Below are 21,243 nucleotides of genomic sequence, written 5' to 3'. Positions count from 1 at the left end.
CGACCTCCTCGACCGCCCGGCGGAGCAAGCAGGCGTCGCACGGACCCGCCGTCGAGGTCCGTCGTCAGCGCGCCGACCCCGCCAGCGACCCGGTCGTCTCCTCGACGGCAGGATCGTAAAGCAAGCACGAGATCTCGCGGTCCCCGTCGGACCAGGTTCCCTCGGTAGGGGCGACGTACTGGTAGTTCAGCGCGGACTGCTCGTAGGCGATGCCGACGAACGACGGGAAAGCGGCGTCGCACCCCTGCTGCGCCGCCGAGGCAATGGCGTCGTCACCGGGGAAGGCTCCCTCGGGAAGGACGAAGCTGCTGAAGACCTCGTAGGTGTGCGCGGCCGCGCACTCGACGATGTTCGACGAACTGATGAATCCGCTCGGGACGTCGTCGAGGCAGACCCCGACGGGCAGGGTGTACGTGCCACCACCTCCGGGAGCCGTCTCACTCGGGCCCACGGTCACGCCGCCGTCCTGCGGGAACGTCGGGACATCGAAGGGGTCCGCGGAGGATGCCTTCGACCCGACCGTGAACGAGAAGATCAGCAGTCCGACGACGGCGAGGATCGCGAGGACCCCGATGACCGCCCCCGCGACGATGCCGGTGATGGCGAGGCCGCGGCCCTTCTCGCCCGTGCGCTTGATCTGGGCGAGAGCGACGGCGCCGGCGATGATGCCCCCGAGGGGGAAGACGAAACCGAGGACGATCGCGAGGATCGAGATACCGTTGGTGCGACTCGAAGCGGCAGGCGCGGTGCCGGGGAAAGGCGCGCCGTACGCCGGCACGCCGGTCTGGGCGTCCCCCGTCGCTGCGCCGTACGCGGGGGCGGTGGTCCCTGCGTCGGCCGAGGCAGCCGCAGACACGACGCCGGGGTACCCGGCAGGCGCGGGCGGCACCGGGGGTGCCCATGTGTCGCCGGTCGCGGCCGGCTGCTGCGCGGCGCCCGCATCAGTCGGTGAAGCCGGAACGCCCTGGGGCCCGCCGACGAGCACACCCTGCTGAGCGAGCCGAGCGCCCGTGCGGTGAGCTGCTTCGCGCACGACATCGCCGACCTTGGCCGCGCCGATCGCCCCGCCCTTGAAGAAGCCGCCCATGGTGGAGTGCTCGAACGCTGCGAGGGTGCCCTCGGGGATCTCGGAGAAGTGCACGTCGAAACGGACGTGCATGTCCTGCCCGGCGAAGGCCCCGGCCACGAGTGTGGTGCCCATGCTCCCGCGCGAGACGTCGAGGGATCCGGATGCCGTGGGCTGCGCCGTGAAGCCCTGCTCGGCGAGCGCGTAGCCGACCGCGTCGCGCGCGGAGTCGAGGGGGACGGACAGTCGTAGTTCGGCGGTAGCCATCAGGTGCTCCTGGGGGGGGGTTCGCGCGCCGAGAACTGTCAGCGCGCGTCCAGGTTAGTCCCGCGGCGCTCTCCCCCACGACCGGATCCGAGCCGAATGCCGGGGGCGCGAGACCGCTCGCCGTCACGCCCCCGCTTCTCAGCGGATGCGGCCGACGAGGTCGTCCCGCGTCAGGGTGTCTGCCTCCGCGAGCACCGAGCGGGCGGCATCCCGAGACTCCTCGACGTTCCACAGCAGCACGCCCACGACGCGATCGTCGTCGAGGTAGTAGACGACCCCGCGCTCGGCGTCGAGCCAGTCCTCGACCGTCTCGAGCGAGGAGTCGAGCGTGCCGACCGCCTCGTACCGGATGCCGAAGACCGCCGAGTAGTAGTACGGCGTGTGCGTGTAGGCCTCGGCGGCGCCCGCGAGGTTGCGGCCGGCGGCCCTTCCCTGCTCGTTCGCGTTGTCGACGTGCTCGACGCGGCGGCGCCCGAGCAGACGGTCGGGGTAGCTGGCGACGTCGCCCGCGGCGTAGACGTCGTCGACCGACGCGCGCAGCTGCGCGTCCACGTGGACGCCGTCGTCCACCGTCAGGCCGGCCTTCTCCGCCAGGTCCGCGGCCACCTCGATGCCGAGGCCGCTCACGACGGCATCTGCGCGCACCTCGTCGCCGTTCTCGAGAGACAGCCGCACGCCGTCGGCATCCGCTTCTCCCTGCGTGACCCTGGAGCCCGCGACGATCTCGACGCCGGCATCACGGAAGAGCTTCTCGAACCGCTCGGCGAGCCCGGCCGGGAACACCGCGTCGCCGAGCACCGATCCGGTGTGGATCAGCACGGTGTCGACCCCGTTCTGCACGAGGGCGGCGGCGAGCTCCGACCCGATGTAGCCGCCGCCGACGACGGCGATACGGCCGACGTCCTTCGCGAGCGCCCGCAGCCGGCGATAGTCCTCGGCGGTGCGGAAGCTGAGGGCCCGCTCGCCGTTCGATCGGTCCTCGAGGGGAAGGGGCACGGGCTTCCCGCCCGTGGCGATGAGGAGCTTGCCGTACGAGAACGTCTGGTCGTCGGCATCCACCTCGTGCTCGTCCGGACGGATCGCCGTGGCGCGCGTCTGCAGCCGGATGTCGGCTCCGGTGTCGCCGGAGGTGCCGAGAGGCACCTTGTCCCACGTGAACTCCTCATCGGTCCACAGCTTCTTGCTCAGAGCGGGGCGCGTGTAGGGCTCATCGACGTCGTCGCTCAGGATGCCGATGGAGCCGTCGGCGTCGATCTCGCGGATTCCACGGGCGGCGGTGTCGGCGACCATTCCGCCGCCGACGATGAGGTAGTCGAAGTGTGTGGTGGTCATGGCGAAAGCGTTGCCGCTCGACCTGGCCGGAGCGGATGGGTTGCGGGTGTCCCCGGCATCCGGTAGCGGTGCGGCGGCCCCGCCGCCGCTCGCTCGTCGAGTGTCCACGACACTCCGTCAGCCCATCGCTCAGTACGGCGTTTCTTGGACACTCGACGGGGAGGAGCCCGACCGCGCGCGGGCGGGGAGAACTAGGCTCGGAGACATGAGCGTCGACCTCGAAAGCCTCTACACCGACCTGCACGCCCACCCGGAGCTATCGTTCCAAGAGACGCGGACGGCGGGTGTCATCGCCCGCCATCTGGCCGATCTCGGGCTCGAGGTCGAAGAGGGAGTGGGCCGCACCGGCCTCGTCACGAGCATCGTCAACGGCGACGGTCCGGTCGTGTGGCTGCGCGCCGACATGGACGGCCTGCCCGTCGAGGAGCAGACCGGTCTCGCCTACGCCAGCACCGCTCGAGGCACCGACCCGGCGGGCAACTCCGTCCCCGTCATGCACGCATGCGGCCACGACATGCACGTCACCGCGCTGGTCGGAGCCCTCGAGCGCCTCGTCGCCACGCGCGAGGAGTGGTCGGGAACGGTCGTCGCCGTCTTCCAGCCGGCCGAAGAATACGGCGCGGGCTCGAAGGCGATGATCGCGGACGGCGTCCTCGACCGGTACCCGAAGCCCGACATCGTGCTCGGCCAACACGTCACCCCCCTCCCCACCGGAATGATCGGCGTGCGCCCGGGCACCCAGATGGCGGCATCCGACGGCCTCACCGTGGTGCTGCACGGCCGCGGCGGTCACGGCTCGCGCCCGCACTCGACGATCGACCCGGTCGTCATGGCCGCCGCCACCGTCATGCGTCTGCAGACCGTCGTCTCGCGCGAGGTCGACCCCCGCGACGTCGCCGTGGTCACCGTCGGCTCGATCCACGCGGGCCTGAAGAACAACATCATCCCCGCCGAGGCCAAGCTCGAGCTCAGCCTGCGCTACCCCGACGACGCCGCGCGCGAGCGCGTCATGACCAAGGTCGAGCGCATCATCCGCGCCGAGGCCGACGCTTCGGGCGCCGAGCAGACGCCGACCATCACCACCGACCACACCCTGCCGCCGACCATCAACGACGCGGATGCCACGGCCCGCCTCACCGCGGCATTCCGGCGCTCGTTCGGCGAGGGCTCGGTCGTCGACCCCGGCATGTTCACCGGCAGCGAGGACGTGTCGTGGTTCGCCCGCGAGTCGGGCGCTCCGCTGGTGTTCTGGTTCTGGGGCGGTGTCGACCCCGAGACGTTCCAGAAAGCGTTCGCAGGCGGCACCATCGAGCGCGACATCCCGACGAACCACTCCCCGCACTTCGCGCCGGTCATGCAGCCGACGATCGACCGCGGCGTCGAAAACCTGGTGGTCGCGGCGCGGGAGTTCCTGGGCTGAACGCGGCGAGGTCCACCCGGCGCTCGACTCCGTCGCACGCTCCGTGACCTCCAGCCCGTCTTCTCCCCGCTCGAGGTGCCGACCCCGAGAACACCGCGACCGCTGCACCGACTGAGCACCCGAAGTCCAGCCCCTTCGAGCACGCCACCCCCGCGCGTAGCCTGGCGGCCGTGACGTTCAACGACAATGCCCGCGTGGGCGGCAACTCGGCCAAGCGCCGGGGCGGAACCGTGGCGGCCGTCGGCGGCGGGGCCGTGGGCCTCGGCGCGGTGGTCGTGTTGCTCATCTCGATGTTCACCGGAACCGACCTGACGGGCCTGCTCGGCTCGGGCGGGGGTGCGGCCGCTCCCGGTAGCGGTGGCGAACAGATCGCGAGCTGCGAGACGGGCCGGGACGCCAACGCCGACGACTCCTGCCGCCTGGCCGCGGCATCGCTGAACATCGACCAGTTCTGGGCGGAGCGCCTCGACGGGTACCGCAAACCGCAGTTGGTCATCGTCGACGGACAGACGGGGAGCTCGTGCGGTACCGCCTCGAACGCGACCGGTCCGTTCTACTGCCCACCGGATGAGACGGTGTTCGTCGACCCGACGTTCTTCTCGATCCTGCGTGCGCAGTACGACACCACCGCCGGGCCCCTCGCTCAGCTGTACGTGCTCGCGCACGAGTACGGCCACCACGTGCAGAACCTCACCGGCGTGATGCAGCAGTACCCGAACAACGGCACCGGGGCGGACAGCAACGGCGTGCGCACCGAGCTGCAGGCGGACTGCTACGCCGGGGCCTGGGTCGCCGCCGCGGGCGAGCAGGTGGACGAGAACGGCACCCCGTACCTGCAGCCGCCCACCGACCAGCAGATCCTCGACGCCCTGTCCGCCGCTTCGGCCGTCGGCGATGACCACATCCAGGCCGAAGCGGGCCAGATCTCCAACCCCGACAGCTTCACGCACGGCTCGAGTGAGCAGCGCACGCGCTGGTTCGACGAAGGCCGCCAGGGCGGCGTCAACGCCTGCGACACGTTCTCGGTGCCCGGCGGGAGCCTGTAAGCCCGTCGCGAGGCGCGAGCAACGGTCGTCCCGTGGACTCGGCGGTCCACACCCCGCCTCCGGATGCCGAAACCCGGCGTGCCCGGCCCGGACTCCGCGAAAGGGAGGGTGGGGCGGACGCGCCGGGTGATGGCATCCGGAATCACTCCGTGTCGGACGGCTCCCGACCCTCGCGCGGGCGACGGCTGAGGATCACGACGACGATCACACCGACCAGGACGATCGCTCCGCCTCCGATCAGCAGGCCCACCGTCAGGCCGGACACGCCGCCCGAGGTCGAGGGCGCTGCCACCGGGGTCTCGGCGGGAGCCGCGCCCTGGGCGCTCGCGCACGGCGAGGAATCCGCTCCGGCCGAGGTGTTCTCGCCGGTGTACGTGAACGGGATCTCGCCCGAGACGGGGTGTCCGTCGGACGAGACCGCGCGCCACTCCACCGTGTACGTGCCGGGTGCCCCCAGGGCGACCGGGAGGGTCAGGGTGGGGCCGGCGAGAGCCACGCACTCGCTCTCGTAGTGCTTGCCGTCGGGGCCGACCACGATGACGATGTTGCCGCCGTCGTAGCCGAGCAGGTTGGCGCTGAAACCGAGTGTGACCTCCGACAGCGACGAGACGCTCTCGCCCTCCGCGGGCGTCGACGAGACGAGACTGTCGTGGGCCGAGGCCGCCGTCGCCCCGCCGAGGGCGGTGGTCATCGCCGCAGCGACGACCACCGCCCCGACCAGGGCCCGGCGCAGAGCGTTCCGGGTGCCCATGCTCAGCTGCGCTTCGGGCGACGCGACACCGCGAAGGCGCCGAGCAGGGCGCCGGCGACCGCGATCACGAGAGCCGCGATGCTGAGGCCCAGCGACAGGCCCGAGGAGTCGCCGGTCTGGGACGAGGCCTCCATCGAGTGGTCGTCCATCGTCGGCGCGGCCGAAGCGCTGCCGTGGCCGCTGTGTCCGCCGTGCCCGCTCGCGGGCGGGGTGTCGTTGATGTAGAGCACCGGGGCGGGCTCGAGCGTGTCGTCAGCCGCGACCTGCTCGGGGGTGTTCGTCCAGTCGACGACCGAGCCGTCGGAGTAGGTCTGCACGGCGGGGAGCACGAGGTGCCCGGTGTCGGGGATCGGTCCGAGCACCGCCGAGAAGATCTGGAACTGATCCTGTCCGATACCCACGCCGGGGTCGGCCTGCCAGACGATCTTGAGCGGGCCGTCCGAGATGGTGTTGCCGTCGACCTCGACGGGAGCGGGCAGCGCCCCCTTCTCGACGGAGGCGGTCCAGCCCGGGACGGGCTCGACGAGCACCGAGGTCAGCGGAGTATCGGTCGGCAGCGTGACCTCGAGCTTGACGGTGGATGCCGTCTTGGACTCGGTGGGGACGCGGAAGTTGACCGTGGCGTAGCTGCCGGGGGTCGCCGTGTTGGGGTTGACGGTGACGTGGGCCGAGGCCCGCGAGCGGAACGGCGATCGCCAGGGCCGCGCCGGCGGCGAGGCCGACGAGGGCACGTCGAAGGGTGGTCTTTCGAGACATGGTGCTGCTTTCTGCGAAGTGCGCACGCCGAAGAGGCGTTGGATACGCGCGAAGGATGAGGGGTGGGGTCAGGCCGCGAGCGGCGGGCCCCGGCGCCTCATCGACGACAGCACTGTCATCGCCGTCGTCAGCAGCAGCGGCGCGGGCGCCGAGAGCACGGCATCCGTCAGCGGGGAGAGCCCCCGGAACGGCCGCAGCACCGAGAGCACCGCGACGAAGAACCGCGCGATGACCTGCATCGCGCGTTCCCCTCGGCCGAGCGCGACGACCGTCACGAGAGCGGCGACGGCGTGCGCCGCCCACATCCACGGAGACTCCGACGCGTGGGCCAAGGCACTGTGCCCGCCGGCGGCGCTGAACAGCGAGGTCGTGGCGTGGTGACCGGCCGGCACGAATCCGCCCTGCAGGTCGAGCACGAGCAACGCATGGAAGAGTGCCTGGCTGAGGACGACCGCGAGCGAGAGGCGCGTCCACGACATCGCGCGGCCCGCGAGCATCACGCACAAGGGCGCGGCGAGGCACAGGGCCAGCACGATGTTGACGAACGGGGGCCGCTCGGCCGAGACCGCCGCGTGCGACAGGGTCGCCACGAACGTCGCGACCGCGGCTGCGGCCATGCCGCGCCCCGCCCGCTGCGCGCGCCCTGCTCTCGACGACATCGAATCCTCCGGGTCAAGCCTAGGCGGCGGCGACGGCGGGGGTGTTCCGTCGTCGAGGCACGTATGAGCCCTGGCGGCATACGAAGGGCACAGGCGCCGTGGGAAGAAGCCGCCGCGCTCACGGCCCGTCGACGCGCGGGCGGCGGTCTCCTACAGTGAAGGGGTGAAGAAGGCGGCGGCAATCACGACGGGCATCTCGGCCCTGGTGGTCGGCGGTCTCGTAGCTCTCGCCGCACCAGCCGTGGCGGGCGTCTATACACAGGTGTCGTCGTGGCAGACCGTCACAGGGGTGCCCTCCCTCCAGGCCGGTACCGACCGTTCGGCGACGGCTCCCGGAGCGTCCCCGACCCCGCTGCCCGGTGACGATGTGAATGTCGGCGGCGTCTCGATCCCCGTGAATGATCCTGGCGGCTGCGACAAACCGGCGTGGCTGCAGCTCGGACGGGCGAGCGCCAGTCTGAACCGAGACCTCATCGACAGCGGCCCCCGCGAGTACGCGGCGGGTACCGCTGGCCTCGATGACCAGGGGCGCGTCGTGACGTACACCGTCGCGGCCGGCGATGCCCTCGACGCCATCGGCGATCGATTCTGCTTGGCAAACCCCGGATCCGTCTCGACCTTGAACCACACGCGCGTCATTCAGCCCGGCGAACTGCTGCTGCTGCGGCCGGACAGCACTCTCCCCTGGATTCCGTACTTCAATCCGAACAGCGCGACGGAGGGGTACCTTCAGATTCCCTACCAGCGCGCGGTCGAGGCGATGAGCGCCGCCGCCCACGCGAACGATCTCGATGCGCTCCGCTCGATCTTCGCGAACGACCTCGAGGCGCTCTTCCCCGACCCCGCCGAGGCCGATGTCATTCGCCACGCCCTCGCGGTCGGTGACCTCGTGGCCCTGCGCCAGATGTTCGCCTGAGCCCATCCTCGGTGCCGGACCGGGCTCCCGGTGACACACGTCGCCGCCTCGTTCATGCCGTCCCGGTAGCGTCCCGGATCGAATTGAGTAGCGTCGGGACATGGCCGATGACGCGATCCACGACACCGACACCGCCCTGGCGCACGGCGCCGACATCCTGCGCGGCGAGCGCGTGCGGTTACGCGCGCTGACCGACGCCGACCTCGACCCACTCGTCGACTGGTGGCAGCGCAGCGACAGCGCCGTGCTGCAGCAGAACAGCGTGAGCCCGCGCACGATCGCGGCCGTCCGCGAGATGTTCCAGGCGTGGAGCCGCAACGACTCCCCCGGCGGGGCGGGCTTCAGCATCGACGACGAGGCCGGGCAGCTCATCGGTCACGCGACGCTCTGGGGAGCCGCCCTCCCGGCGCGCATCGCGACGTTCGCGATCATCCTCGGCCCCGACGCCGTCGGACGCGGATACGGCGCGGATGCCACGCGCACCATGCTGCGATTCGCCTTCGACGAGCTCGGGGTGCACAAGGTCGAGCTGCGGGTCTGGGCCTACAACGACCGGGCCATCCGTGCGTACGAGAAGGCCGGGTTCGTGCGCGAGGGTGTGCGACGCGCGGTGGCGTTCCACGGCGGGCGGTTCCACGACGAGGTGCTGATGGGCGTGCTGGCCGAGGAGTTCCGCGCGGGGTGACGCATCTCAGACGCGCGCGCCGCGGTCAGGTGGTCTTCTCCGCAGACAGGGACACCCAATCGGCGTACGTGTAGTCCACGGAGTAGGTCACTCCTGGGGGGAGGACGCAGTTCGAGCCCTCTAAAGATGTGCCCGCCGGGCACGTCTTGGGACCCAGGACTCGCGTGGGCCAGAAACTGTTCGATGCGCCTGACTTGTTGTCTCCGCGAAGCCCGGCCTGGTCGTCACCCCACGCCCAGATGTTCGTCGATCCGCTCGTATTCGGCGCCGCCATACCGAAGGCCCTGAAGGCGGACAGGACGACGGTTTGCACTCCCTTGCTGTCCGCCGAGGTCGCCGCGGTCGGGTGCGCCGTGGAGGTCGTCGTCCCATCCATCAGGAGCCCGTACTCGTTGTCGCCCCAACAGACCACCCCGCCATCACTGGCTCTCACGATGCACGCTGAACGGTAACCCGCCTCTAGGGACCGGAACCCGCCGGCGGCGATGATCTCGGGCGTTGTGCGCTCCGGCGAGACGCCGTCGCCCATCCTTCCCCAGATCCACACCTGCCCGTCGGCATCTTCCGCGATCGTGAACTGCAGGCCGGCCGAGATCTTGTCGAAACCCTGCTTGCTCGCCCCGTCCGGGAAGGTCACGCGGCTCGGGGTGTAACTCGCCGTCGCGACCCGCCCCAGCTGCGAAGCGCCGCCGGCTCCCCACGCCAGGACGGACCCCTCGGGTGTGATGGCGACAGCGTGTCCGCGTCCCGCCGCCAGCGTCCGGACGACGACATTGACGTGGGTCGGACTGTACCTGGCCGTCGCGTCCCCCACTCCGAGCTGACCGTTGTTGTTTTGTCCCCAGGCGTAGAACGTGCCGTCCGATGCGAGGGCGTAGCTGGAGTAGGAGCCGGAGCTCGTGTCGCCCAGATGGGTGATCGTCACGCCATCGGGAAATGCCACGTGGTAGGGGCTCGTCTGCGCGTTTGTGGTTCCGTTTCCCACCTCGCCTTCCCAGTTCCCTCCCCAGGACCAGACGGAACCGTCCTCGAGGAGAGCGAGGGTCGACACGAGGCTGCTCGCGATCTGCTTCGCTTTCCCCGGCAGAGGGACGCGAACCGGCACCGCCGAGTCCTGGGTGGTGCCGTTACCCAGTTGGCCGCTGCTGTTACGGCCCCACGCCCAGACCGACCCATCGACCGCGAGGGCAGCCGTATGAAATTGCCCGGCGGCGAACGCCGCGAACTGGAGATTCCTCGCGCTCGACGACGCGTCGGTATAGGTGCGATTCGTTCCCGAGTAGATCGTCGTCGCCGATTGTCCGGGCAACGTGCGCTGGACGCGATATGTCACGCCGGAGGTGACATTGTTCGTCGTCGCCCAGCTCTGAGAGGTAGCCGCCGACCACGAGATCACGTTGCTTCCGCTGCTGTTCTTTGTCACGGCGAGGTTCGCCGGCGCCGCCAGAGCAGCGCTGCTCAACTTGTTGCCGGAGAGCTCTCGCACGGCCGTGAAGTAGGCGCCGGTGTTCGTCGAGGTCCCCAGCCCCACGCTCACGAGAGCGACCAGCGCGAGCGCGACTTTCACTCGCAGCAGAGAGGTGAGGACAGACATGGGCCGGCCAACTTTCATGATCGATCAGGACGTTCCGTCACGCCCCCGGTGTTGCCGACCCCTCTCCCAGAGGCCAGCACGAACACACGACAGCGCTCCTCGCCCGCCCCCTGTGCCGCGGGGACGGAGTCGTAACCAAACGGTACGTAAGGGAGTTCGTAGGACAAGAACGGATAGTAAATGTATACATGCGGGAACGTGGCTCCGCCAAGCCCCGCGTCACGAGATCTCTCGCTAGCGTCCTTTCATGACAGACGACGCGATCCGTTTCTTCGGCGAGGTGTTGATGGGGGTGCTGGCCGACGAGTTCCGCGCGGGTGGAGGCGCCTCCGTCGGCGAGAGCACTCCCCTCCGTCGCAGCACGGATGCAGGACGCGGTGGATGCGGCTTGTCATCGCACCCGTAGGCCCCGGTCGACCGAGGGACTCACCACTCCCGCACGGTCGTCGACCAAGCGGCGCCGGCCGATCCACCCGGTGAGGCCGCGACCATCGGGCCACACCAGCAGAAGCGCCGCGGTCGTCGACGCCAGAAGGAAGGCCAGCAGCGACCACGGTGCGGGCAGCGCCGCGAGGATCGCATACGCCCCGGCCCCGGTCGCGAAACGCAAGGGGCGCGCCACCCACGCGGGCAGCACGCCGTTCGTGAAGCGCACCCGCGTGGCGAGGTCGCCGATCGAGCGGCCGGTCGCCAGCACCACCCCGAGCCAGAGCCCCGCCGAAGCGATCGTCCCCGCGAGCGAGGCGACCTGGTCGGTCGAGAACGACGACCTCCCACCGACGAGCAGCACGAGCACGGCCTGCACCACCACGGCCACGGCGACGCCGACCAGCCAGACGCCCACGACGTCGCACACCAGTCCCAGCAGACGGCGGTGACGCGTCACGGGGCGCGGGGTCTCGGCATCCGGAGCCCTCTCCACTCCCCGGTGCTGAGCCGGGACGACGAACGCGAGGAGCGATCCGATCAGAGCGCCGCTGGTGTTCGCGATGAGATCGTCGACGTCGAAGACACGGTAGGCGCAGGGGAACAGACCCCAGACGCCCGTCAGCTGCGTCGTCTCGATGATCCCCGAGGTCGCAAAGCCGACGAGACCCGCGATCAGAATGCCGCGACCCCCGAGCACCCGCAAGAAGAAGCCGAGCGGGGCGAACAGCAGCACGTTCAGCGCCACCTGAAGGACGACGGGGTCGGTCAGGTGCCGGCCCGAGGCGGCGACGGCCGCGCGGACCTCGTCGACGAACACGAAGGGGTGCAGGTTCACGCCCGCGCAGCGGTAGACCTCGGAGTCGGGCAGGGGGATGAGCGTGTACGTCCAGATCGCCCAGAAGTACACGGCCGCCCCCGCCCACAGGAGCGAGCGCCACACCGTGAGCCGGCCGCGACGCCGATAGCTGACCGCGACGAACGGCACGAAGGCGAGGATCGCGACCACGGCACCCGCGACGACAGCGAGAACGCCCGAGCCCACGATGTTGTCCACCCCGAGAGCCTAGGCAGAATCGCTCGGGCCCGTAGCCTGGGCGCATGACCCGCGCCGCCGCCCTTCGAGACGCGCTCGTCGCTCGTATCGACGACACCGGCTTCGCCGCGCACGGCGTGCACGTGCGCGTGGGCGACGACGTCGCGATGCACCGGTGGACGCCGGATGTGCGGGAGGAGATCCACTCCGTCGCGAAGGCCGTCGCGGTGCTGGCGGCCGGAATCGCCGCCGACGAGGGAATCGTGTCGCTCGACGACCCGGTTCGCTCGATGCTGCCCGCGGCGACCGAGGTGACGCTGCGCGACCTGCTCTCGATGTCGAGCGGCATCGATCTGCCGTGGTCCGAGACGATGATGACCGACTGGCCCGATCTCGCCGCGGAGTTCTTGTCTCGCCCCTCGAGCGGCCGGGTGTTCCAATACTCGAACGCCAGCACCTATACGGCGATGGCCGCGTTGTCGCAGCGGACCGGCGACATCGAGGACTTCCTGCGCCCGCGCCTGTTCGCCCCGATGGGATGGACCGATGTGTCGTGGCGCCGTTGCCCGAACGGTCGCGTCCTCGGCGGCGAGGGCCTCGAGCTGCGCACCGCCGAGCTGGCGCGTCTCGGTCTGCTCATCCGCGACGGCGGCGTCATCGACGGCCATCGGGTGGTCTCGGAGGGGATCGTGGATGCCATGCACTCGGGGTGGATCGATACCGACAGCCCCGGCGCCGGGTACCGTCGCTACGCCCTCGCCGGGTGGGACGGACCGGGCGACGCCTGGCGCCTGCACGGCGCCCACGGGCAGCTCGTCGTCTTCGCCGGCGACGCCGTCGTCACGGTGACCGCGCACGATCATGAGGGCGCTGACGCGGTCGCGGAATTCATCGGGAATAGGGCCGCGAAGTGAGCGTTTCTCGCATTGCGAGAATGCGCCGCTAGGTCACGGTCTGGCGACCATGCATTGAACAGCGTGCGCGTCAGATTGCGCATGGCCTCCAGTACGCGTAGTGTCGCGCGCCGTGACTGACGAAAGTCGCGTTGACGGCGAAGAGACGCCGATCGCGAAACGCATCCTGATCGGCGAGCCCCTCACCTCCGAGAAACTCGACGAGCAGCTCCTCCCGAAGAAGATGGCGCTGCCGATCTTCGCGTCCGACGCGCTGTCCTCCGTGGCCTACGCGCCACAGGAGCTGCTGATGATCCTGCTCATCGGAGGAACGACCCTGCTGACCCTGAGTCCGTGGGTCGCCGTCGCCGTCGTGACGCTGCTCGTCGTGGTCGTGCTGAGCTACCGGCAGCTCATCAAGGCCTACCCCTCGGGCGGCGGCGACTACGAGGTCGCGAGCAAGAACCTCGGCGAGGTGCCCGGGGTGATCGTCGCCGCCGCGCTGCTGGTCGACTACGTGCTCACGGTCGCCGTGTCGGTGGCATCCGGTGTCGACAACATCATCTCGGCGTTGCCGGAACTGAACCCGTTCCGGGTCGAGATCGCCGTCGGCTTCGTCATCCTCATCGTGATCGTGAACCTTCGCGGCGTGCGCGAGGCATCGAGCGTCTTCGCGATTCCGACCTACCTGTTCATCGGGTCGGTCGGCGTGATGATCGTCGTGGGCCTCGCGCGCACACTGCTCGGAGACGCGCCGCACGCCTCGAGCGCCGACTACGGCGTGCAGGCGGAATCGTTGACGCAAGCGGCGCTGATCCTGTTGGTGCTGCGCGCGTTCTCGAGCGGCTGCTCCGCCTTGACCGGCGTCGAGGCCGTGTCGAACGGCGTGCCCGCCTTCCGCATGCCGAAGATCCGCAACGCCCAGACGACGCTGACCCTGATGGGCGGCATCGCCATCGTGCTGTTCGCGGGCCTGACGATGCTGGCCCTCATCTCGGGCGTGCACTACGCCGAGAACCCCTGCCACCTCATCGGCTTCGACTGTGCGAACAACCCGCAACCGAGCCTCATGGCCCAGGTCGCCGCCGCGACCTTCGGCATGAACAGCATCCCGTTCTTCATCATCCAAGCCGCCACGGCGTGCGTGCTGCTGCTCGCCGCCAACACCGCCTTCAACGGCTTCCCGCTGCTCGGCGCGGTGCTCGCGCGCGACGGCTACGCCCCCAAGGCCCTCAACACCCGCGGTGACCGCCTGGTCTACTCCAACGGCATGATCATCCTGGGCATCGTCGCCATCGGCGTGCTCATCGTCTACCAGGCCAACCTCACGACGCTGATCCAGCTCTACATCATCGGTGTCTTCGTCTCGTTCTCGCTCGGCCAGATCGGCATGGTCAAACACTGGCGTCGCGTGCTGCGGGGGTTGAAGGAGCTCACTCCCGAGGCGGCGAAGCAGCAGTCCGCCGCGATCGAGCGTCGCTCCGCCGTCTCGGGCCTGTGGATCAACTCCGTCGGTGCGGCCATGACCGTGCTGGTGCTGCTGATCGTCACGATCACGAAGTTCACGCACGGCGCATGGCTGGTGTTCATCGCGATCCCGATCCTCGCGGTGCTGATGATCGGCGTGAACCGCTACTACCGCGACGTCGAGCACGAGATCCGCATGGACGAGACCGTGCACTTCGGCTCGTCAGGAGACGTGGCGATCGTGCTGGTGAACCGGCTGCAGAAGCCCGTGATGAAGGCGATCGACTACGCCCTGGCCGCCAACCACCAGAAGACGCTCGCGGTGCACGTCGCCATCACCGACGAAGACGCGGCCAAGCTGCAGAAGGAGTGGGCCGAGCACGACATGCCCATCCCTCTGGTCATCATCGACTCCCCGTACCGCACGTACACCTCGCCGGTGTCGACCTTCATCAAGAAGTACCGCGAGAACAACGGCTCGGCCGTGGTCACGGTGTACCTGCCGCAGTTCATCGTCGGCCACTGGTGGGAGTCGATCCTGCACAACCGCCGCTCGCGCCGCCTCGCGCACCAGCTCATGCTCGTGCACGGCGTCTCGATCACGCTCGTGCCGTGGCTGCTCGACTCGTCCGAGGTCATCTACGGACGCCGCTCGCGGCCCCTCCCGGGCCAGCAGCGCGGCGGTCAGCCGGTGGCCGAGGTCACGGCTCACCGCCCGAAGAAGACCCCGCCCGGCTCGGCATCCTGAGTCTGGCCCGACGCCCCCACCTTCGTGGTGGGGGCGTCGGTGTTCTCGCCGCCGGTTTAGTGTCCAGGACACGCCGCGGGGAGGGCGGTGCCTCCGGCGTGTTCTGGACACTCACCCCGGCTCCGGCCCGGTCGCGACGAATCGGTGGACGCCGACGGAAGTCTCCGACAGGGTGGATGCCATGCCAGTACTCGCCCTACTGACCCTCGTGGTGATGGTGGTCGCCCTCGTGGATGTCATCACCCGGCGCGAAGACCAGGTGAAGCACCTGCCGAAGTTCGCGTGGATCATCTTCATCGTGCTGCTGCCGCTGATCGGGTCGATCCTGTGGTTCGCCCTCGGCCGGGAGTACGAGACGCGAGCGACGCCGATGTCCTTCGGCGACCCGCGGCGCTGGCAGAAGGACACCGACCCCGCTCCCCCGCCGGCCGCTGCTCGCGAGACCCGCACCACCGAGCAGCAGATCGCCGACCTCGAGCGCGAGATGCGCCTCGCCGACCTCGAGGAGCAGGTGCGCCGCCGCCGCGCCGAGGGCGGCGCTCAGTCATAACGCTCACGCCGCGCTGCCCCCTCCCCGCGGCCCGCTCCCCGCGGCCCACCCCTGTTGAGTGTCCAAAACACCCGGACGGTTTTCAAAAGCGTCCGGGTGTTTTGGACACTCAACGTCGGGCATGGGGGGAGGGGGCGGGAGGGCGGGAGGGCGGGGCGGGTCAGTCGGTCGGACGACGGCGCATCCTCTTCACGTCGGTGCGGCGCTGCTTGGCCTGCAGGCGGCGCTCCCTCGATCCGCGGGTGGGCTTCGTCGCGCGTCGCGGCGGGGCGGGAGGGGCTACGGCCTCGGCCACGAGAGCGGCGAGGCGGGCGCGCGCCGCGTCGCGGTTGCGCAGCTGCGCCCGATGCTCGGATGCCGCGATCGTCAGCACCCCGCCGACGAGCCGGTCACCGAGTCGCTCGATGAGTCGCTCGCGCTGCACCCGTGACAGCACGCTCGACGCCACGGCATCCCACATCAATTCGACCCGCGAGTCGGCGGTGTTCACGCCCTGACCGCCCGGCCCCGAAGAGCGCGAGAACCGCCACGACAGCTCCGCGGCCGGGATCACCAGCCCCGCGCTGACGCGCACGTCGGATCCGTCGGAGGGGAGCATGCCTCCATCATGCGCGGTCGGCGGCGACGCCGATGGTCTCGAGACGGCATCCGGCTGACAACTCGGCACCAGCCGGCAACCGGGATGTCAGCGGGTTGCCGTCTCGGCGGCGGCGATCCCCCGTAAGCACCCCGTATGTGTCCGGCAGCGACCCGTAGGGAAAGCGTTAGGACGCCGGGATGCCGCGGGCTCGAGGAGTTGTATCGACACACGTGCCGCCCCGCGGTGCCCGCGGATCTCCGCGGTGTGTTCACCCGAATCTGGAGTCGTCGTGCTCGATGCCGTCTTCCTCGCCGCGACCGTCGCGCTCTTCGCGCTGGTCGCCCTCGTCGCGAAGGGGGTCGAGAAGCTGGGCCCCGAAGCCCGCCCCTCGACGTCCCGCACCACCGGACGAGGGGGCGAGCGCCCGTGATCTTCTTCTCGATCCTCGCCGCGGTCCTCGCGGTCGCCGCCGTCGTGTACCTCGTGGTCGCCCTCGTCCGACCGGAGAAGTTCTGACCCATGGATAGCGGAACCATCTGGTCGATCGTCCTGACCAGCCTCACTCTTCTCGTCGCCCTGGGCCTGGCCTACCGCCCCCTCGGTGACTACATCGCCCGCATCTACACCGGTCAGCGCGACCTCGCCGTCGAGCGGGGCACGTACCGCCTGATCGGCGTCGACCCGCGCAGCGCCCAGACCTGGCAGGCCTACCTGCGCTCGGTGCTGCTGTTCTCGTTCGTCGGCGTCGTGTTCGTGTACGCGATCATGCGGCTTCAGGCGGCGCTGCCGCTCTCGCTGGGCTTCGACGCCCCGAGCGAGGCGTTGTCGTTCAACACGGCCGTCTCCTTCGTCACGAACACGAACTGGCAGTCCTACGGCGGCGAGACCGCCCTCGGCTACACCGTGCAGTTCGCCGCCCTCACCGTTCAGAACTTCGTCAGCGCGGCCGTCGGCATCGCCATCGCGGTCGCTCTCGTTCGCGGTTTCGCGTACCGCCGCAGCGGTGTGATCGGGAACTTCTGGGTCGACCTCGTTCGCGGCACCTACCGTCTGCTCCTGCCGTTCTCGATCGTCGCGGCGGTCGTGCTGCTCGCCGGCGGCGTCATCCAGAACCTCTCGGGCTTCACCGATGCCACGACGGTGGCGGGCGCGGCCCAGTCGATCCCCGGCGGGCCGGTCGCCTCGCAGGAGGCGATCAAGCTCCTCGGCACCAACGGCGGCGGGATCTTCAACACGAACTCCGCGCACCCGTTCGAGAACCCCACCCCCTGGACGAACCTCTTCGAGATCTTCCTCATGCTGGTGATCCCGTTCTCGCTCCCCCGTGCCTTCGGCCGGATCGTGAACGACGACCGTCAGGGCTACACGATCCTCGGCGTCATGGGCGCGATCTTCGTGGCATCCGCGGCTCTTCTCACCTGGGCCGAGATGGCCGGGAACGGGACAGCCCCGATGCTCGCCGGCGGCGCCATGGAGGGCAAAGAGGTGCGCTTCGGCATCTTCGGTTCGACGCTCTTCGGCACGACCAGCACGCTCACCTCGACGGGTGCGGTCAACTCGATGCACGACAGCTACACCGCTCTCGGCGGCATGATGCCGATGATCAACATGATGCTCGGCGAGATCGCCCCCGGCGGTGTCGGATCGGGCCTGTACGGCATGCTGATCCTCGCCGTGATCGCGGTGTTCGTCGGCGGCCTGCTGATCGGCCGCACCCCCGAGTACCTGGGCAAGAAGATCGGGCCGAAAGAGATCAAACTCGCGAGCCTGTACATCCTGGTCACGCCCACGCTCGTGCTCGCCGGAACCGCTCTGAGCTTCGGGGTTCCCGGCATCCGGGACGACGTCGAGACGACCTCGATCCTCAACCCGGGCGTCCACGGTCTGAGCGAGGTGCTCTACGCCTTCACCTCGGCGGCGAACAACAACGGCTCCGCCTTCGCCGGGCTCACCGCCAACACCCCGTGGTTCAACACGGTGCTGGGTGTGGCGATGCTGCTCGGACGGTTCCTGCCGATCGTGTTCGTGCTGGCCCTGGCGGGTTCTCTCGCGGCTCAGGATGCCGTGCCCTCCACCGCCGGAACCCTGCCGACGCACCGCCCGCAGTTCGCGGGCCTGCTCGCCGGCGTCGTCGTGATCGTCACGGCCCTCACCTACTTCCCGGTCCTCACCCTCGGACCCCTCGCTGAAGGACTTACCCGCTGATGTCCACCCTCACCCACGCGCCGGTCCCCGCTGCCGACGAGGCGCCGGCCGCCCCGCGCCGCGCGTTCAGCGCCGCTCAGGTCGTCGCCGCACTCCCGGGCGCGGCCAAGAAGCTCAACCCGGCCGCGCAATGGCGCAACCCCGTGATGTTCCTCGTCTGGGTCGGTGCGGCCCTGACGACGCTCATCGCGATCGCCGAGCCGTTCCTCGGCGGCGACGACACCGGCCTCCCCTTCGGCTTCACGTGGGGTATCGCCGTGTGGCTCTGGCTCACGGTGTTCTTCGCGAACATCGCTGAATCGGTGGCCGAGGGCCGCGGCAAGGCGCAGGCAGCGACCCTGCGAAAGACCCGCACGACGACCTCGGCCCGCCGGGTGGTCGCGTACTCCCCCGGCGACCCCGCCGCCTCGAACGCGGCGGTCGAGGACGTCCCCTCGGGCGACCTCCGCGTCGGCGACATCGTGCTCGTCGAGACCGGCGAGCTCATCCCCGGCGACGGCGACATCGTCAACGGCATCGCGACGGTCGACGAGTCGGCGATCACGGGCGAGTCGGCTCCGGTCGTCCGCGAATCGGGCGGTGACCGCAGCGCCGTCACCGGCGGCACGCGCGTGCTCAGTGATCGCATCGTGGTGAAGATCACCTCGAAGCCCGGCGAGACCTTCGTCGACCGCATGATCGCCCTGGTCGAGGGCGCGTCACGCCAGCGCACGCCCAACGAGATCGCGCTGAACATCCTGCTCGCGAGCCTGTCGATCGTGTTCGTCGTCGTGGTCCTGGTGCTGAACCCGATCGCGTCGTACGCGGCATCGCCCGTCTCGATCCCCGTACTCGTCGCGCTGCTGGTCTGCCTCATCCCGACCACCATCGGTGCGCTCCTCAGCGCGATCGGCATCGCCGGAATGGATCGTCTCGTGCAGCGCAACGTCCTGGCGATGTCGGGCCGCGCGGTCGAGGCGACGGGCGACGTGACGACCCTGCTGCTGGACAAGACCGGCACGATCACCTACGGAAACCGCCGCGCCTCGGCGTTCGTTCCGATGCAGGGCGTCGGAGGCCCCGAGCTCGCCGAGTACGCCTCGCTGTCGTCGCAGGCCGACCCCACTCCCGAGGGCGTCTCGGTGGTCGAGCTCGCGGCGGCCCAGGGGATCGTCGCCGAGAGATGCCCCGGGGCGCGGAGCCCGTGCCCTTCACCGCTCAGACCCGCATGAGCGGCCTCGACCTGGAAGGCGGCACGCAGGTGCGCAAGGGCGCCGCGTCCGCCGTGGTGGCCTGGCTCGACGGCCAGCGCGCGACGGTGTCTGACGCCACCCGTGCTGAACTCCTGAAATTCACGAACGAGATCGCTGAATCCGGCGGAACTCCCCTGGTCGTGGCGACCCTTGCCCCCGAATCTTCAGGAGTTTCGCACGGGCGCGGCCGCGTGCTCGGCGTCATCCACCTCAAGGACGTCGTCAAGGACGGCCTTCGCGAGCGCTTCCAGGAGTTGCGCGCGATGGGCATCCGCACCGTGATGATCACGGGCGACAACCCGCTCACCGCCAAGGCAATCGCCGCCGAGGCCGGGGTCGACGACTTCCTCGCCGAGGCCACGCCCGAGGACAAGCTCGCGCTCATCCAGCGCGAGCAGGAGGGCGGCAACCTCGTCGCGATGACCGGCGACGGCACGAACGACGCTCCGGCACTCGCACAGGCCGACGTGGGCGTCGCGATGAACACGGGCACCTCGGCCGCGAAAGAGGCCGGCAACATGGTCGACCTCGATTCCGATCCGACCAAGCTCATCGACATCGTGCGCATCGGCAAGCAGTTGCTCATCACGCGCGGAGCGCTGACCACGTTCTCGCTCGCCAACGACATCGCAAAGTACTTCGCCATCATCCCGGCGATGTTCATGGGCGTGTTCCCGGGCCTGGCGGCGCTGAACATCATGGGGCTGCACTCCCCCGCCTCGGCCGTGACGAGCGCGATCATCTTCAACGCGATCGTCATCATCGTGCTGATCCCGCTGGCCCTGCGCGGTGTGAAGTACCGCGCGGCGAGCGCGTCGAGCATCCTCAGCCGCAACCTGCTCGTCTACGGGCTCGGCGGCGTCATCGTCCCCTTCATCGGCATCAAGCTCATCGACCTCGTCGTGAGCCTGCTCCCCGGTTTCTGAAAGGCACCCGTCATGCGCACCACCCTGCGTACCACCGCCGTCGCCGTCCGCGCGATGGTCGTCTTCACCCTCCTGCTCGGCGTCGCCTACATGCTGCTGATCACCGCGGTCGGACAGGTCGCCCTGCCGTTCCAGGCGAACGGATCGCTCATCAAGACCGCCGACGGGACCGTCACCGGCTCGCAGCTGATCGGGCAGTCGTTCCAGGATGCCGACGGCAACGCGCTCCCGCAGTACTTCCAGTCGCGACCGTCTGCCGCGAGCTACGACTCCTCGGCCTCGACCGGCTCGAACCTGGGCCCCGAGAACCCGGACCTGATCGCCTCGATCGAAGAGGGCCGTGCGGCGTTCGGCGAGCTGAACGGCGCGGGCTCGATCCCCGCCGACGCGGTGACCGCCTCAGGCTCGGGCCTCGACCCCGACATCTCGGTGGAGAACGCCAAACGCCAGGTCGCACGGGTCGCCGAAGCCCGCGGCATCCCCTCGTCCGAGGTCGCCGCCCTCGTGTCGGAGCACACGCTTCCTCGCGATCTCGGATACCTCGGCGACCCGCGCGTGAACGTCGTGGAGCTCAATCGTGCGCTCGACGCCCGCTGAGAGACGAGAATCGCTGTCATGACCCTGTCGCCCGTCGCCGCCGTCGCACCCTCCGTGCGGCGGCGGCGTCGTTCGCCGGAACCCCGGTCGA

Annotated in this window: 20 protein-coding genes and 1 pseudogene; 13 read left to right on the top strand and 8 right to left on the bottom strand. The window is 69.7% G+C overall.

The window, feature by feature from the left end; translation table 11 throughout:
• Positions 1 to 64: 64 nt before the first annotated feature.
• Both QE416_RS06005 and QE416_RS06000 read right to left on the bottom strand, forming a co-directional pair.
• Positions 65 to 1,333, bottom strand: coding sequence for a DUF4190 domain-containing protein (locus tag QE416_RS06005; RefSeq protein WP_307314382.1), 1,269 nt, complete (start codon positions 1,331 to 1,333; stop codon positions 65 to 67).
• Positions 1,334 to 1,471: 138 nt separating this feature from the next.
• Complete coding sequence (locus QE416_RS06000; RefSeq protein ID WP_307314381.1) at positions 1,472 to 2,665, bottom strand: NAD(P)/FAD-dependent oxidoreductase; 1,194 nt, start codon at positions 2,663 to 2,665, stop codon at positions 1,472 to 1,474.
• Between the two features lie 205 nt (positions 2,666 to 2,870).
• On the opposite strand from QE416_RS06000, the gene QE416_RS05995 reads away from it, so the two are divergent.
• Both QE416_RS05995 and QE416_RS05990 read left to right on the top strand, forming a co-directional pair.
• Positions 2,871 to 4,085 (top strand): amidohydrolase, encoded by a 1,215-nt coding sequence (locus tag QE416_RS05995; RefSeq protein WP_307314380.1) that lies wholly within the window; start codon positions 2,871 to 2,873, stop codon positions 4,083 to 4,085.
• 170 nt (positions 4,086 to 4,255) lie between these two features.
• Entirely contained in the window at positions 4,256 to 5,131 is an 876-nt protein-coding gene (locus QE416_RS05990; RefSeq protein ID WP_307314379.1) for a neutral zinc metallopeptidase, read from the top strand.
• Between the two features lie 142 nt (positions 5,132 to 5,273).
• Here QE416_RS05990 and QE416_RS05985 read toward each other — a convergent pair whose 3' ends face one another.
• The 3 genes from QE416_RS05985 to QE416_RS05975 form a co-directional block, all read right to left on the bottom strand.
• Entirely contained in the window at positions 5,274 to 5,882 is a 609-nt protein-coding gene (locus QE416_RS05985) for a copper resistance CopC family protein (RefSeq protein ID WP_307314378.1), read from the bottom strand.
• Between the two features lie 2 nt (positions 5,883 to 5,884).
• Complete coding sequence (locus tag QE416_RS05980) at positions 5,885 to 6,613, bottom strand: YcnI family protein (RefSeq protein WP_307314376.1); 729 nt, start codon at positions 6,611 to 6,613, stop codon at positions 5,885 to 5,887.
• Positions 6,614 to 6,706: 93 nt separating this feature from the next.
• A complete protein-coding gene (locus tag QE416_RS05975) occupies positions 6,707 to 7,297 on the bottom strand; it encodes a hypothetical protein (protein WP_307314375.1) in 591 nt (196 codons plus the stop codon).
• 163 nt (positions 7,298 to 7,460) lie between these two features.
• Here QE416_RS05975 and QE416_RS05970 point away from each other — a divergent pair, with 163 nt between their 5' ends.
• Both QE416_RS05970 and QE416_RS05965 read left to right on the top strand, forming a co-directional pair.
• Positions 7,461 to 8,213 (top strand): hypothetical protein, encoded by a 753-nt coding sequence (locus QE416_RS05970; RefSeq protein WP_307314373.1) that lies wholly within the window; start codon positions 7,461 to 7,463, stop codon positions 8,211 to 8,213.
• A 100-nt stretch (positions 8,214 to 8,313) separates the two neighbouring features.
• Positions 8,314 to 8,898: a GNAT family N-acetyltransferase gene (locus tag QE416_RS05965; protein ID WP_307314371.1), complete on the top strand. Its 585-nt coding sequence runs from the start codon at positions 8,314 to 8,316 to the stop codon at positions 8,896 to 8,898.
• Positions 8,899 to 8,923: 25 nt separating this feature from the next.
• Here the strand turns inward: QE416_RS05965 and QE416_RS05960 are convergent, their stop codons facing one another.
• A complete protein-coding gene (locus QE416_RS05960; RefSeq protein ID WP_307314368.1) occupies positions 8,924 to 10,492 on the bottom strand; it encodes a hypothetical protein in 1,569 nt (522 codons plus the stop codon).
• A 247-nt stretch (positions 10,493 to 10,739) separates the two neighbouring features.
• Between QE416_RS05960 and QE416_RS05955 the strand changes: the two genes are divergently transcribed.
• Positions 10,740 to 10,898, top strand: coding sequence for a hypothetical protein (locus tag QE416_RS05955; RefSeq protein ID WP_307314367.1), 159 nt, complete (start codon positions 10,740 to 10,742; stop codon positions 10,896 to 10,898).
• Here QE416_RS05955 and QE416_RS05950 read toward each other — a convergent pair.
• Complete coding sequence (locus QE416_RS05950) at positions 10,884 to 11,975, bottom strand: VanZ family protein (protein ID WP_307314366.1); 1,092 nt, start codon at positions 11,973 to 11,975, stop codon at positions 10,884 to 10,886. The genes QE416_RS05955 and QE416_RS05950 overlap by 15 nt on opposite strands.
• Positions 11,976 to 12,019: 44 nt before the next feature.
• Here QE416_RS05950 and QE416_RS05945 point away from each other — a divergent pair, with 44 nt between their 5' ends.
• The 3 genes from QE416_RS05945 (at position 12,020) to QE416_RS05935 (ending at position 15,612) form a co-directional block, all read left to right on the top strand.
• A complete protein-coding gene (locus tag QE416_RS05945) occupies positions 12,020 to 12,868 on the top strand; it encodes a serine hydrolase (protein ID WP_307314364.1) in 849 nt (282 codons plus the stop codon).
• Between the two features lie 100 nt (positions 12,869 to 12,968).
• Positions 12,969 to 15,062, top strand: coding sequence for an APC family permease (locus tag QE416_RS05940; RefSeq protein ID WP_267789016.1), 2,094 nt, complete (start codon positions 12,969 to 12,971; stop codon positions 15,060 to 15,062).
• A gap of 181 nt (positions 15,063 to 15,243) precedes the next feature.
• A complete protein-coding gene (locus tag QE416_RS05935; RefSeq protein WP_267789015.1) occupies positions 15,244 to 15,612 on the top strand; it encodes a PLD nuclease N-terminal domain-containing protein in 369 nt (122 codons plus the stop codon).
• Positions 15,613 to 15,772: 160 nt separating this feature from the next.
• Here QE416_RS05935 and arfB read toward each other — a convergent pair whose 3' ends face one another.
• Positions 15,773 to 16,210, bottom strand: a complete 438-nt coding sequence (gene arfB / locus QE416_RS05930; protein WP_307314362.1) for an alternative ribosome rescue aminoacyl-tRNA hydrolase ArfB — start codon at positions 16,208 to 16,210, stop codon at positions 15,773 to 15,775.
• Positions 16,211 to 16,481: 271 nt separating this feature from the next.
• Between arfB and QE416_RS05925 the strand changes: the two genes are divergently transcribed.
• From QE416_RS05925 to kdpC, 5 genes and pseudogenes are all read left to right on the top strand, one after another.
• Positions 16,482 to 16,622 (top strand): hypothetical protein, encoded by a 141-nt coding sequence (locus tag QE416_RS05925; protein ID WP_267789013.1) that lies wholly within the window; start codon positions 16,482 to 16,484, stop codon positions 16,620 to 16,622.
• Positions 16,619 to 16,708, top strand: coding sequence for a K(+)-transporting ATPase subunit F (kdpF, locus tag QE416_RS05920; RefSeq protein ID WP_074696280.1), 90 nt, complete (start codon positions 16,619 to 16,621; stop codon positions 16,706 to 16,708). Before QE416_RS05925 ends, kdpF begins: the two co-directional genes overlap by 4 nt.
• 3 nt (positions 16,709 to 16,711) lie before the next feature.
• Positions 16,712 to 18,397, top strand: a complete 1,686-nt coding sequence (gene kdpA, locus QE416_RS05915) for a potassium-transporting ATPase subunit KdpA (protein WP_307314360.1) — start codon at positions 16,712 to 16,714, stop codon at positions 18,395 to 18,397.
• Positions 18,397 to 20,555: pseudogene (kdpB, locus tag QE416_RS05910) on the top strand (potassium-transporting ATPase subunit KdpB). Before kdpA ends, kdpB begins: the two are co-directional and overlap by 1 nt.
• Before the next feature lie 12 nt (positions 20,556 to 20,567).
• Entirely contained in the window at positions 20,568 to 21,152 is a 585-nt protein-coding gene (kdpC, locus tag QE416_RS05905) for a potassium-transporting ATPase subunit KdpC (RefSeq protein WP_307314358.1), read from the top strand.
• Positions 21,153 to 21,243: the final 91 nt, after the last annotated feature.

Source organism: Microbacterium sp. SORGH_AS_0421, from assembly GCF_030818635.1.
Taxonomy (GTDB): domain Bacteria; phylum Actinomycetota; class Actinomycetes; order Actinomycetales; family Microbacteriaceae; genus Microbacterium.
The sequence above is the reverse complement of the archived record's forward strand: the minus strand, read 5'-3'. Positions and strand labels throughout refer to the sequence as shown.